General features: G+C 62.5%; 15 protein-coding genes. 5 read left to right on the forward strand and 10 right to left on the reverse strand.

Going from position 1 to position 13,163, the window contains the following annotated elements:
- Positions 1–9: 9 nt before the first annotated feature.
- On the reverse strand, positions 10–357 hold the full coding sequence (locus tag K0U62_04725) for a twin-arginine translocase TatA/TatE family subunit (protein MCH9800827.1): 348 nt from the start codon (positions 355–357) through the stop codon (positions 10–12).
- 68 nt (positions 358–425) lie between these two features.
- Positions 426–1,889: a trypsin-like peptidase domain-containing protein gene (locus tag K0U62_04730; protein ID MCH9800828.1), complete on the reverse strand. Its 1,464-nt coding sequence runs from the start codon at positions 1,887–1,889 to the stop codon at positions 426–428.
- A 107-nt stretch (positions 1,890–1,996) separates the two neighbouring features.
- Between K0U62_04730 and K0U62_04735 the strand changes: the two genes are divergently transcribed.
- From K0U62_04735 to K0U62_04745, 3 genes are all read left to right on the forward strand, one after another.
- Positions 1,997–2,647, forward strand: a complete 651-nt coding sequence (locus K0U62_04735; GenBank protein ID MCH9800829.1) for an O-methyltransferase — start codon at positions 1,997–1,999, stop codon at positions 2,645–2,647.
- A gap of 92 nt (positions 2,648–2,739) precedes the next feature.
- The gene (locus K0U62_04740; protein MCH9800830.1) at positions 2,740–2,907 is read left to right on the forward strand and encodes a DUF3117 domain-containing protein; all 168 of its coding nucleotides are present in this window, start codon (positions 2,740–2,742) and stop codon (positions 2,905–2,907) included.
- A 20-nt stretch (positions 2,908–2,927) separates the two neighbouring features.
- Entirely contained in the window at positions 2,928–4,358 is a 1,431-nt protein-coding gene (locus tag K0U62_04745; protein ID MCH9800831.1) for a leucyl aminopeptidase family protein, read from the forward strand.
- Here K0U62_04745 and K0U62_04750 read toward each other — a convergent pair.
- Positions 4,355–4,651 (reverse strand): DivIVA domain-containing protein, encoded by a 297-nt coding sequence (locus K0U62_04750; GenBank protein MCH9800832.1) that lies wholly within the window; start codon positions 4,649–4,651, stop codon positions 4,355–4,357. The two genes, K0U62_04745 and K0U62_04750, sit on opposite strands and share 4 nt — an antisense overlap.
- A gap of 109 nt (positions 4,652–4,760) precedes the next feature.
- Here K0U62_04750 and K0U62_04755 point away from each other — a divergent pair, with 109 nt between their 5' ends.
- Positions 4,761–5,552 carry a TIGR00730 family Rossman fold protein gene (locus tag K0U62_04755; GenBank protein ID MCH9800833.1) on the forward strand — a complete coding sequence of 264 codons (792 nt, stop codon included), beginning with the start codon at positions 4,761–4,763 and terminating at the stop codon, positions 5,550–5,552.
- A gap of 2 nt (positions 5,553–5,554) precedes the next feature.
- Here the strand turns inward: K0U62_04755 and dapE are convergent, their stop codons facing one another.
- On the reverse strand, positions 5,555–6,637 hold the full coding sequence (gene dapE, locus K0U62_04760) for a succinyl-diaminopimelate desuccinylase (GenBank protein MCH9800834.1): 1,083 nt from the start codon (positions 6,635–6,637) through the stop codon (positions 5,555–5,557).
- A gap of 17 nt (positions 6,638–6,654) precedes the next feature.
- Between dapE and dapD the strand changes: the two genes are divergently transcribed.
- Positions 6,655–7,596: a 2,3,4,5-tetrahydropyridine-2,6-dicarboxylate N-succinyltransferase gene (gene dapD / locus K0U62_04765; protein MCH9800835.1), complete on the forward strand. Its 942-nt coding sequence runs from the start codon at positions 6,655–6,657 to the stop codon at positions 7,594–7,596.
- 6 nt (positions 7,597–7,602) lie between these two features.
- On the opposite strand, the gene K0U62_04770 is transcribed toward dapD, so the two are convergent.
- The 6 genes from K0U62_04770 to K0U62_04795 form a co-directional block, all read right to left on the reverse strand.
- Positions 7,603–8,235: a hemerythrin domain-containing protein gene (locus K0U62_04770; protein MCH9800836.1), complete on the reverse strand. Its 633-nt coding sequence runs from the start codon at positions 8,233–8,235 to the stop codon at positions 7,603–7,605.
- A gap of 94 nt (positions 8,236–8,329) precedes the next feature.
- Complete coding sequence (locus K0U62_04775; protein ID MCH9800837.1) at positions 8,330–9,616, reverse strand: citrate synthase; 1,287 nt, start codon at positions 9,614–9,616, stop codon at positions 8,330–8,332.
- Between the two features lie 97 nt (positions 9,617–9,713).
- On the reverse strand, positions 9,714–10,793 hold the full coding sequence (dapC, locus tag K0U62_04780) for a succinyldiaminopimelate transaminase (GenBank protein ID MCH9800838.1): 1,080 nt from the start codon (positions 10,791–10,793) through the stop codon (positions 9,714–9,716).
- Positions 10,786–11,787, reverse strand: coding sequence for a prephenate dehydrogenase/arogenate dehydrogenase family protein (locus K0U62_04785; protein MCH9800839.1), 1,002 nt, complete (start codon positions 11,785–11,787; stop codon positions 10,786–10,788). The genes dapC and K0U62_04785 overlap by 8 nt, the downstream gene beginning before the upstream one ends.
- Entirely contained in the window at positions 11,784–12,734 is a 951-nt protein-coding gene (locus K0U62_04790) for a hypothetical protein (protein MCH9800840.1), read from the reverse strand. The genes K0U62_04785 and K0U62_04790 overlap by 4 nt, the downstream gene beginning before the upstream one ends.
- On the reverse strand, positions 12,731–13,063 hold the full coding sequence (locus K0U62_04795) for a ferredoxin family protein (GenBank protein MCH9800841.1): 333 nt from the start codon (positions 13,061–13,063) through the stop codon (positions 12,731–12,733). The genes K0U62_04790 and K0U62_04795 overlap by 4 nt, the downstream gene beginning before the upstream one ends.
- Positions 13,064–13,163: the final 100 nt, after the last annotated feature.

The raw sequence follows: 13,163 nt of genomic DNA on the forward strand, positions 1-13,163 counted from the left end.
TGCGGCAAATCAGGGGGCGTCCGGATCGAAGTCGCCCAACTTCCCCGAGGAAGCTTTCGAGGCAGACCCGTTGGCCGACGACCCGTTGCTGCCAACTTCTCCGGTGACATCGTCCACCACCGATCCCATGATCCGTTTGGGGTGCAACTCGGCGAGGTCGTTCATCGTCTGCTTAGTCGCCTCGTTGTCCAGACCCGCCGCGTCTTGTAGCGACTTGGTCGCATCCGCTGCCGAACTGCGCAGCGAACGGATGCCCGCGGCCAGCGACTGAATCGCTTTAGGGAGTCGATCCGGGCCGAACACCAGCAGGCCGAGGATTGCGATAACCGCGATCTCACCCATGCCGATGTTGAACATGCTGTCAGCCTACGTCCTTCGCTGCCGCGGTACTACTCGTCTGGGTCGTCGGGTCAGTCCGTGGCGGCCTACTCGTCGGCGCTCCCTAGCTTCACTCGAACGTCGCCTTTACCCTTGATCTCTAGGGTGACCGTGTCACCGGGGCGTTGGGTCCGGATGGCCACCACAAGTTCGTTGGCATCGTTGACGGGTTCACCATTCACTCCCACGATGATGTCGCCCGGTTTGAGGTTAGTCCCAGACGATGGCCCGTCAGGTGAGATCGACTCCACCTTGGCGCCGTCACCGGTGTAGGTGGTGTCGAGCGTGACACCAATGATCGGGGTACTGGAGGAACCAGTGGCAATGATCTCTTCAGCGATTCGTTTGGCTTGATTGATCGGAATGGCAAAGCCCAACCCGATCGAACCCGCTTCATTGGCAGAGGCCACTGTGGCAATGGCTGAGTTGATCCCGATCACTCGGCCCTCAGCATCCAGCAACGGGCCACCAGAGTTACCCGGGTTGATAGCGGCGTCCGTCTGCAGTGCGGAGATAAAGGACTCCTCACCACGGCCACCGGCGGTGACCGGTCGGTTGAGAGCCGAAACGATACCGGTCGTCACCGTGCCGCTGAGACCCAGTGGTGATCCGATCGCCACGACCGGGTCACCCACTCGCACCGCATCTGAATTACCCAGTGGAGTGGGCTGTAACCGATTCGCGCTGATCTTGACCACGCCAATGTCGTAGGACTGACTAAGACCGACGATCTCGCCAGTGACGCTTTCCTGGTTGTCGAAGACCACCGTGATCTTGCCCCCGTTTGCCGCCGGGGCAATCACGTGGTTGTTGGTGAGCACGTAGCCGTCGGAGTTAAGGATGAAGCCCGAACCAGTCGCGGCTTGGCCACGGCCTTCAACCGCTAACGAGACCACTGTGGGTAGTGTGGCCGCGGCAATCGCAGCGACTGTGCCCTCTTTAAGAGGTGGCGCGTCTGCCGACGGCTGCGGCAGGTCAATCCCGGCAGTGGCGGGACCGGTGGCCTGCAGCCGTTCGGCAACGCCATAGGAAACTGCTCCCCCGAGCAGTCCGGCGACTAGGCCAACTGCCGCCGCAATAGCGACCGTGCGACCAGAGATTCCGCCCGTGCCAGAGCCGATGGGCTGAACCACGCCAGTCTGGTAGCCGGCCGCCACTGGCTGAGGCTGCGGAGCCGTTGCGGTGGGGTCAGAGGTGGTCGTGTAGTCGGCCGTCGAGTAGCCCGCCTGGCTGGGCGCGGCGGGGGTGTACGGAGCCGAGGCGGCGATCCCGGCAACCTCCCAGCCTGGCGCTGTCGACCAGTTGGCTGGTTCGGTGGCGGGCGCGGCAACCTCTTCGGTGGGTTGAGCTACCGGTTCGGTGGCGTAACTGGGCTGCTGCTCGTAGTCGTCCACTTGACCCTCGCCGGGCGCCACGGTGCCTTCGGCTGGGACCGGATCGACTGGAATTTCCGAGCCGTCTGCATAACGAGGTCGACCCGCAGGGTCGGGCCAAGATTCGCGGTCTGACATGAGGCCTCCGTCGCCGTGCTAACCGGGGGCGGATAGCCTAACCCGCCACCTATACCCTATGTCTGCGGGAACCGTGGCGCCAACGCCGCAGCCCAGGGGAGGTAATCATGACTGACGTAGCCGCTATATCTGCACCCAATGCAGCCAGCTACGCCTTCGCCGACGGGTACGTTGCGGAGGAGGAACCACTGACGCGGGCACGGGAGCGCGCGGCTGAACTCGGCTGCGCACCCATCGGAGCCGGTAGCGGTGCGCTGCTGCGCTTCATCGCCCGGTCCATCCAGGCCAAGCATGTGGTGGAGATTGGAACCGGGACCGGGGTCTCATCGCTGTATCTCCTCAACGGCATGGCTGAGGACGGCGTGCTCACCTCGATCGACATTGAGGTGGAGCACCAGCGGGTCGCTAAAGAAACGCTTTCTACTGCAGAAATCCCTGCTGGCCGTTTTCGGTTGATCGCTGGCCGCGCCATGGAAGTACTCCCCCGACTGACCGACGGCGCCTACGACATGGTGTTGGTCGACGCGGATAAGTCCGAATACACGCTGTACTTCGAGCAAGCACTGCGGTTGCTGCGCTCCGGTGGTGTCATCGCGTTCGACAACGCCCTCTGGCACGATCGGGTCGCAGATCCGGCGCAACGCGATGAAGAGACCGTTGCGCTTCGTGATTTGGTCACCATGATCCGGGGTCACGAGGGCCTCACACCAGTACTTGCACCCGTGGGCGACGGCCTGTTGCTTGCGGTCATTGATTAACGCTCCGACACGAAAAACCGGCTACTGCTCCGCTGAACCGTTCCAATCGGGAATAATAGGCGGAAGCAGGCATCCGAACTGAAGGGACTGACATGGCGGCCATGAAGCCCAGGACCGGGGACGGCCCACTTGAGGTCACCAAAGAAGGGCGCGGCATCATCATGCGCGTGCCACTCGAAGGTGGCGGCCGGCTCGTGGTCGAATTGACCGCCGACGAGGCCAAAGATCTCGGAGCTCAGCTCAGCGATACTGCTGGCTGACCGCCAGATCACCGGTACTCATGCCCGAGAAACCAGGGCGTCCCGGCACCAACCGCCCCGAGCATCTCCTCGATTTGCGCATCAGCGCGGTTGCAGATCGCGAATTGCCAGTTGCCGAGCGGCTAATCGTTGCACTCCCCGCTGATGACCTGTCGGCGAGCCAACGGAAAAAGTGCGCCGACCTGCTCGGTCTCGATACTGCTGACGCAGTTGATCCAGCAGGTGATTCTCCGGAACAGGTGCGCTTCCTGGCCGCCAACGACAACCTGTTCGCCCAGGGCGCCGCAGCAGCCAACGATTTAGCCAAGACCGGTCCAGCCGACATCTACCTCCCCGCGGCAACAGCCGATCACGCCCGCCGATTCACTATCGGGCTCGTCCGCGGATCGCAGCGGTTCCCCATCGATGCTGGCCCCATGACCACTGAGCTCTTCCTCGATCGCTCCACTACTGTCCCGGCAGCGGAGCAAGGTCGCACGGTCGGCCAGCGAGTACTACTCGCTCGCCGATTGGGGAATGAGCCAAGCAACGTGAAGGATCCACAGTGGCTAGCCGGCCAGGCAGTGGAACTGGCCGGTCGGGGGCTGCGAGTCACCGTCTGGGATCAGGACGAGTTGCAGCGACGCGGCTTCACCGGGCTCACAACAGTAGGAGCGGGTAGCGCTTCACCGCCGCTATTGGTCACTATGGACTATCGGGGGGCTACCGGTGATCCAGTGGTGCTGGTGGGTAAGGGCATCACCTTTGACACCGGCGGCCTTTCGCTCAAGCCAGCGGCCGGAATGCCGCTCATGAAGACCGACATGACCGGCGCGGCGGCGGTCATGGGCGCAATGGCAGCGATCCGGGACCTGCGACTCCCGATCCGCGTCGTGGGCCTATTGGCAGTGGCAGAGAACATGCCCAGCGGCACCGCGATGCGGCCGGGTGACGTTATTCGCCACTACGGCGGTCGCAGCACTGAGATCCTCAATACCGATGCCGAAGGCCGGTTGGTACTGGCAGATTGCCTGGCTTATGCAGCCGCGCGACTCAAACCCCGCTACCTCGTGGACTTGGCATCCCTCACTGGAGCGGCGACCCTTGGCCTGGGTCGGCAACATGCTGCGCTGTACGGCACTGACGAACGACTGCTGCGAAGCCTCGAATCTGCTGCTGAGGCCAGCGGAGACGCGGTCTGGCGAATGCCGCTGGTGCCGGAATATCGAGCGGCTATCGCTTCCACCGTGGCAGATGCGGCCAACACCAACACATTGCCGGGCATCTCGGCCGGCTCCATCACCGCGGCGCTCTTCCTGCAGCCTTTTGCCGAGAATGCTCCGTGGGCACATCTCGACATCGCCGGTGCCGCTCGCGCAGATGCTGATCGCTCCGATACCAAACGCGGCGCGACCGGCTTCGGAGTAAGCCTGCTGACTAGTTGGCTCACCGACCTCGCGAAGAGCGGCTAGTCTCGCTGATCAGCTGCAGGCGCTGATTGCTCAGCTGCTGCTGAGTCTGCCTCGGCGACTTCCAGTTGCGCTGCCAAGTGGCGCAACACGTCATCGACATCCTCCATCCGATAGCCGCGCAGTCCCACCCGGAACTCCATGGTGCGGATATCGTCAGCCCGCCAGGGCTGTGGTGGCAACGATGGGCGTGCTGGTCTGCCGGAGCCGGCCAGGCTAGCGTCCCAGCGTCCCACCAGCACTAGTGCAGCTCCTAGGACGACCAAGACCACCAGAATCAGGAAAACTACAGCCATCCTGCAACCCTTCGAAGTATCTCGGAACTTCTTTACCTTGCCTACCTAGTATGCCGTGCGGTCTGGTGAATCACCGGCGCGATCAGCAATGTTTCCCTAGCGTGGGGTCGTGGCCCCCATCCCACCACCTCGACGCCAGATCGGCCCGTTATCCGCGCGGCCGGAACGACTACGCACCACCACTTACGATCAACGGCTCCTGGATACCAGGGCCCCACGGGCGGGCTGGACGTCGGCGGACCCGTGGCGGGTTATGCGGATCCAGGCTGAATTCGTCGAGGGTTTCGGGGCACTCGCCGAACTCGGTCCGGCCGTCAGCGTCTTCGGTAGCGCTCGCACCGCCCCAGATCATCCGAACTATGCCCTAGCCCGAAAAGTGGGCGGGCTACTCGCTGAAGCGGGTTACGCCGTCATCACCGGCGGCGGTCCGGGATTGATGGAGGCAGCCAACCGAGGGGCCCTCGAGCACGGCGGTCGATCGGTGGGGCTCGGCATCGAGCTGCCGTTCGAGCAGCACCTCAACGACTATCTGGACGTGGCCATCAACTTTCGCTACTTCTTCGCCCGCAAAACCATGTTCGTGAAGTACGCCCATGGCTTCATCGTGTTGCCCGGCGGATTCGGCACGCTGGATGAGCTCTTCGAAGCGTTGACGTTGGTTCAGACTGGCAAGATCACCCGGTTCCCGCTGGTACTGATGCGCACCAACTACTGGGCGGGACTGTTGGACTGGGTGGGTCAGGAACTGATCGGTGAGGGCATGATTCATCCCAACGAGTTGGATTTGGTGGAAGTCACCGATTCACCGGAGGAAGCCGTAGCGACGATCGTGGCTGCTGACCGGGCGCGTGCGGAAGACCCAGCGGCGGTCGACCCCACCGAAGACGGCTTGATCTGGTAGCACTAGACCGAGCCGGTTAGCCAAGCGCGCATGTCGGCTTCGCAACTGAGCAGGTCAGCCTCTGGGACTCGTTCATCTACCGCGTGAGCCAACCCCGGGTCGCCGGGGCCATAGTTCACCGCAGGGACACCCATCGCGGCGAACCGGGACACATCTGTCCAGCCGAACTTGGGCTGCGGTTCGCCACCCACGGCGGCGAGAAAGTCCCGCGCGGCGGGTTGTGCTAATCCGGGCAGGGCCCCGGGTGCCAAGTCCACGACCGTGACGTCAAACCCGTCAAACACCTCGACTAGATGAGCAATCGCTTCCTCTGACGAGAGGCTGGGCGCGAACCGATAGTTGACCTCGACCGCGCAACTATCCGGGATCACATTGCCCGCAATTCCGCCATGAATCCGCACGGCGTTCAGACCCTCGCGGTATTCCAGCCCGTCCACCTCAACCCGTCGCGGTTGATAGTCAGTCAGCCGCTGCAGTATCTCGGTTGCTGAGTGAATGGCGTTGTCGCCCAACCAGGAGCGAGCGCTGTGAGAACGAACTCCGGTCACCGATACCTCAGCGCGCAGTGTGCCTTGACAACCTGCTTCCACCTGAGCGTTTGATGGCTCCATCAGGATGGCGAAGTCGGCGGCTAGCAGTTCCGGGTGCGACTGGGACAGTTTCTGTAGGCCGTTGTGCTCTGCTGCGACTTCTTCGCATTCGTAGAACAGGTAGGTGACATCGTGAGTAGGCTCGGTGACCCCCGCAGCCAGCCGCAGCGCTACCGCCACGCCGCCCTTCATGTCACAAGTACCCAGGCCGTGCAGGAATCCGGCTTCCCGCCGGCACGGCAGATTGCCAGCCGACGGCACCGTATCTAGGTGCCCGCCGATCACGACCCGCTCGGATCGACCCAAGTCGGTGCGGGCAATGACGTTGTTGCCAATGCGCTCCACGGTGAGGTGCTCGTATCGCGCCAAGGCAGCGGTCACCGCCTCAGCCAGCACCTCCTCTTCATGGGATTCGCTGGGAATATCCACCAGACTCGTGGTCAGCGAAACCACATCGGAATCCAGATCGAGGTGCGGAAACTGCTCAGAGGTCACACAGGTACGGTAGCGAGGTGAGCGAAACGACCCCCACCCCAGTCACTGGATCCGCTGCTGGAATCGGCCTAGCCACCGCTGCCGACGACGGCATTTTGGATGTTTGGTACCCCAATCCCAGCCTCGGCGATACCGCCGACGACGTCCCCGACATTGCCACCGGAATCCACACCGATGACATTCGCGGCGTGTCAGTACGGACGATGCAGACGGTGATCGCCGATCTGCAAGTTCCCCCCGAGAATGTTGCAGACGCCTACCTGCGACTCCACTTGCTGTCGCATCGGCTGGTGCAACCTCGGACGATCAATCTCGACGGAATCTTCGGAATCTTGCCCAACGTCGCCTGGACTAACTTGGGCCCAGTTCCGCTGGCGGCACTCACCACGGCACGAATCCGTGCTCGCGCCCACGGCTCGGTCCTGACTGTGCTGTCCGTCGACAAATTCCCGCGGATGGTCGATTACGTGGTCCCAGAGGGCGTACGAGTCGGTGATGCCGACCGGGTTCGTCTGGGAGCGCACTTGGCGGTAGGCACCACGGTGATGCACGAGGGTTTCGTGAACTTCAACGCTGGCACGCTGGGTACCTCGATGGTGGAAGGACGCATTTCCGCAGGGGTAGTTGTCGGCGACGGTAGTGACATTGGTGGTGGCGCCTCGATCATGGGAACGCTGTCCGGCGGCGGCAAAGAAGTCATTACCGTCGGGGCTGGCAGCCTGATCGGAGCGAATGCTGGCTGCGGTATCTCGCTGGGGGACAACTGCATCATCGAAGCTGGCTGCTACGTCACGGCCGGGGCGAAAATCACCTTGCCCGATGGCGCCGTGGTGGCGGCGCGGGAATTGTCTGGGTCACCGGACCTGCTCTTTCGCCGCAACAGTGTTTCCGGCGCATTGGAAGCGGTCTCCCGAACCGGGTCTTGGGGTGGGCTCAACGCGGCGCTACATAGCAACTGAGTGCCGTCAGACGCCACACTCTTGCGTGAATGCGCGGTATTTGCGGGTGGCGCGAGGTTTGGCCAGCAGCCGAAGTGGTGCTGGCAGCAGCCGCCAGGTTTCTGTGACCACACCCTGGGGTGCGCCCTCACAGATCCACGCCAACGCAATGTCAAAGTTTTGCTGGGAGCGGACCGACAGCCACAATTGTTGGATGTCGGATTCGGTCAAGTACTTGGCCAAGATCGGGACGGCAGCCTGTTCCTCATGCAGACAGTGCCCGGTCAGGACCAACTCCAGTTCATCCCACCGAGCCAGCGCAACATCCCGATCGGCATCGGTTCTCAGCTCCGCCATCGCCTGGCTTAATCCGGTCACCGCGTCTTCCACCGCTTCATGCTCGGCAGCCATAGCGACCAGCACGACTCGTTCTTCGGCCGTAGCCGCTGCTTCGACCGGCGGCCATAGGTAGGTGTCTTCGTTGTCATGATGATCAGTCAACTGCGCGGCGAAGAACTCCCAGCGAAGATGCAGTCCGGCCAATGCGCTGGGATCGGCGAGATCAACGCCAACTACTGCGGCCCGTAGGCGTCTCACCTCACGCAACAGCGCCTGATGCACTGCAGAGTTGATCTTGAAACTACTTAGCGGTACGGCCATGCCCGGGTGTTCACCTCCCTGCCAATCCAGCGACTGCGTTTCCGCTCAGTCTAGAGGTTTCGGCCGGTCACGCCACGATTATCGGAACCTGCGACTAGCGGTTGCCGATCGGAAGGTAGTTACGCTCAACTTCGCCAACGTACACCTGGCGCGGCCGCCCAATCCTGGTCTGCGGGTCGGTGATCATCTCGCGCCATTGCGCGATCCACCCGGGCAGTCGACCCAACGCAAACATCACCGTGAACATCCGCGCCGGGAAGCCCATCGCCTTGTAGATCAGCCCGGTATAGAAGTCGACATTGGGATAGAGGCTGCGAGAGACGAAGAAATCGTCGGCCAAGGCCGCCTCTTCCAACCGCAAGGCAATGTCCAACAGCGGATCATTGACGTTCAAGGCCTTGAACACCTCGTGCGCCTTCTGTTTGATGATGGCTGCCCGCGGATCATAGTTCCGATACACCCGGTGGCCGAAGCCCATCAGCCGGATGCCTCGCTCCCGGTTCTTCACCTGCCGGATGAACGTCTTGACCCCGCCACCGGAGGCATGGATACCTTCCAGCATCTCCAAGACCGCCTGGTTCGCACCACCGTGCAACGGGCCGAAAAGCGCGTTGATTCCGGCTGACACGGACGCGAACATGTTGGCGTGCGAAGAGCCCACCAATCGAACTGTCGAGGTGGAGCAGTTCTGCTCGTGATCTGCGTGCAGAACTAGCAGCATGTCCAGTGCCTCCACTACGACCGGATCAACTTCGTAGTCGGCAGCAGGGACACCAAAAGTCATTCGCAGGAAGTTGTGAATGTAATCCAGCGAGTTCTGCGGGTACAGATACGGCTGTCCCACTGACTTTTTGTAGGCGTAGGCCGCGATGGTTGGCAGTTTCGCCAGCAGCCGGATAGTGGAGATTTCCACCTGCTCTTCGTCTAGTGGGTCGAGTGAGTCCTCGTAGAACGTGGACAACGCGCTAACGGCGCTAGACAGCACCGGCATTGGATGGGCGTTACGTGGAAAGCCGTCGAAGAGTCGGCGCAGATCTTCATGCAGCAGCGTGTGCATCGTGATCCGGCCGGTGAAGTCTGCCAACTCGGTAGCGGAGGGCAGTTCGCCGTAGATCAACAGATAAGCGACTTCCAGATAGGTGGAGTGTTTAGCAAGTTGCTCAATCGGGTAGCCCCGGTACCGCAGAATCCCTTCACCGCCGTCGATATAGGTGATAGCGGATTCACAGGAAGCGGTGTTGACGAAACCGACATCGAGCGCCACCTTGCCGGTTGTGCTGAGCAAATCGGAAATTCCTAGCCCGTCGCCTCCGTCGCTAGCTGGAATCCGGGGCAAATCCAATTCGCCGTCCCCGTAGGACAACACCGCTCCATCGGTCACAGCGACCTCCTCGCTCGTCAACTCTTCTTTTCCCCTCCCACCGTAGTCAGCCCACCCAAACCTCCGTCGGGTGGCCCACAAATCTGCTGCGGCTGGCCTAGACGCCCAGCCGGTCCGCCACCTCAGCCAACTGCTGCTCCGAAGCAGTTAACGACAATCGAACATGCTGGTCACCTCGTGGACCATAAAAGCCACCGGGAGCCACGAGCACGCCCAGATCAGCCAACTGCTGCGCCGTGCGTTGGTCAGACTCACCCCGAGTCGCCCAGACGAACAACCCTGCGGTGGAGTGATCGACTCGGAACCCGGCCCCAGTCAGACCTGCCCGCAAGGTTTCCCGTCGGCTCTCATAACTGCGCTGCAGCGCGAAAACGTGCTCGTCATCAGCCAACGCCGCGGCGGCTGCCTGTTGGACTGGGCCCGCCGCGATCAGTCCGGCATCTCGCCGCCGTTGCAGTAGCCGAGCCACCACTTGCGGGTCACCAGCAGCGAAACCCACCCGATAGCCAGCCATATTGCTGCGCTTAGACAGCGAATGGACGACGAGCAGGTTGCGGTAGTCGCCACCGGTTACTTCCGGGGAAAGTACCGACGGCGCCGGTGGTCCCGGCGGAGTGAGTTCTACGTAGCACTCGTCACTCACCACCAATGCATTATGTTCTCGGGCCCAGTCCACCACGGTCGCGAGTTGCCCAACCTCACTCACCTCACCGGTCGGGTTGCCGGGCGAGTTGATCCAGATGAGACGAGGGATAGGCTCACCCGCTGCCGGCGTGCCGAGCACTACCGAACAACCAGCAAAGGCTGCGCCAGCGGCGTAGGTGGGGTAGGCGAGTTCCGGGATCGAGATGACGTCCTCAGCACCGAGTCCCAGCAACCACGGCAAGGTGGCGATGAACTCTTTGCTGCCAGCCGTAGTGATGACGTCTTGCGGATCGATCGCTGCGCCCCAACGCCGCTGCGCCCAGTGGGCATAGGCCGCGCGCAGATCAGGCAGCCCGTGAGCCGGTGGATAGCCCGGCCAGTCGGATGCGGCCGCCAGTGCTTCCCGCACGACGGCAGGTGTTTCATCGACCGGTGCGCCCTGGCCAAGATCGATCACGGCCAGACCGCTGGCGTCAGCGCGGCTACGCATCTGACCGACGAGTTCGACCACACTCCATTTCCGCTCAGTCATGCGGCGGGCTCTCCGGGATACCCATGAGGAGTTGCCAGGACCCGGGTGAATTACCGGAAATGCGCTCCACCCAGCAGGAAGTGTCACGCAGCCGCAACAAGTCCCGATGCAGACTCACCGGGTCACCCACGAGCTCTCGCTGTTCATGCAGCTGCCACCGGTCACGGAATGTCAACCGGGAGCTAGTGGCTGGCGACAACCAATCGGCGACAGTAGTTTCCTCGCCCGCCGCCAGGGCCACCGCGACTTGCTGCAAGGATTCTGCCGCCGCTCGAGCAGCAGCAGCTGCTACCTGACCGTTAGCCACCAAGAACTCCGCCGTGCGATCTGCTGGTGACGAACTGACTCGACTGGCATCACGGTAGGAGCCGCCCGCCAGTCGCAACGCCAGTTCTTGCTGGGCTGGTGAACCGTGCAGTGCCTGGCCCAGCCCTCCCGCCAACAGATGCGGTAGGTGCGAAACCAACGCCACCGCCGCATCGTGGTTTCCAGCCGACACTGGCACCGGTCGGCCGCCGAGAACGGTGATCAACTCGATCACCGTCAGCAGCGCCGCCGGATCAGTGAGTTCGTGAACGACTACCGGCCAGGCCGCATCAGCAAACATGTCTGCTGATCCGGCAGCAAAACCTGCCGACTCCGAACCAGACATCGGATGGGTGCCGACAAAGGGGAAATTCGGATCGGCGGCTAACCAGGCCTGCTGGATCGGGTGTTTCACCGAGCCGAGGTCGACGACTGGGCGGCTGATTCCCGAGGCGATTTCATCCTGGAGCAGTTGCGAGTTGGTCCCGGTGGGGGCCGCGAGCAGGATCGCGTCGCAGTCCGACAACTGGGATACCTCGGCAACTACGCTGATCCCGGCTGTCTCAGCGGCCGCCATCGTGTCCGGATCCGGATCGACACCAACGACCTCGACCTGAGGTTGCAGTCCTCGCGCCACCGACGATCCCACGAGCCCGAGACCGATTATTCCGACGCGACTGACCGTCATAGCCCCAATTGCTCCGGCCGAAGCAGCGAGTTCAACCAGTCCGGTAGCCCTTCGGCGCCAACTGATCCCGGCGGCGCCGATTCATCCACGCGATGTGCTTCCGACTGCTGCGAGATGGGGAAGGAACCCAACACTTTGACCTCGGCCGGCAGTTCGGCAGTTGCTTGTAACGCAGTCCGGAGCCCGGAATCCGCCAAGTGACCTTGGGCAGTCATCAGGAAACAGTACTCACCGAGCCGAGTCTTCATCGGGCGCGAGCTGATCGCAGTCAGTCCGATTCCGCGATCGGAAAAACAGTGCAGGATGTCGGCCAGCACGCCGGTTCGATCGCCGATCGGGGTCACCACAATCGAGGTTTCATCGTGACCGGTTGGCTGCGAGAGCCGCCGCGAGAGTAGCCCCATCCGAGTAGCAACCCCGGAATGGTCCTCTACCGCGGTGCGCAGCAGTGACAGCGAGCTGAGATGCGCCGAGATCGGTGTCGTCAACGCCACCACTTCGGAAGATTCCGCAGCAGCCACGGCAGCAGCAGCTTCGGCCACATCACCGACGAGGTCTACGGTCACTGCGGCGCCCTCGAGGAACCGACGGCATTGGGCCAACCCAGTAGCGGTCGTGACGACCCGCCGCGCGTCAGCCCAACGACTGCCGGCGGCCCCCGCCACGACGTAACTCACCGGGACCACGACAACTTCGTTGAGGAAACATAACGAAGATCGAAAGATCAGTTCGTCGACGGTGCTTGTGACATCCCCTTCGATGGAAGTTTCCAGCGGGATGACCCCCGCGTCAGCCTCACCCGACTCCACCGAGAAGATGACGTCGACGACAGACGACCGTGGCTCGGCCCGTCCGCTCCACGGTTGGCTGAGCGATTCGACGGCCGCGTGAGTAAAGGACCCCGACGGGCCCAAAAAGGTGAGCAGCGGCTCACCACGGTCACTCACTCGTCGTGTTCCTGCGGCGGCAGCGCGACGACCAGCGGAACGTCCTTTTGGAACGGGCCATGCTTGGCAGCGCCACCGAGGTCGGAATCTGGGATTCCGTTAAAGAACTCGACATTGGCGTCGGTGTAGGCCGCCTGGTCGTCCGGGACGTCGTCCTCGTAGTAGATGGCCTCAACCGGGCACACCGGCTCGCAGGCCCCGCAGTCGACGCACTCGTCCGGGTGGATGTACAGCATCCGCTCACCCTCGTAGATGCAGTCCACGGGACATTCGTCCACACAGGCCTTGTCTTTCAGATCAACGCATGACTCGGTGATGACGTAGGTCACCTGGTCCTCCTAGCAACTCAGCCGGCTTCTCGTCGGCCGGGGAAAGCACGCGTCAGTCTAGTATCGTCTGCTTGCGGGCCGCAGCATCAACCCCGCCCCA

The organism is Actinomycetes bacterium (assembly GCA_022599915.1).
GTDB lineage: Bacteria > Actinomycetota > Actinomycetes > S36-B12.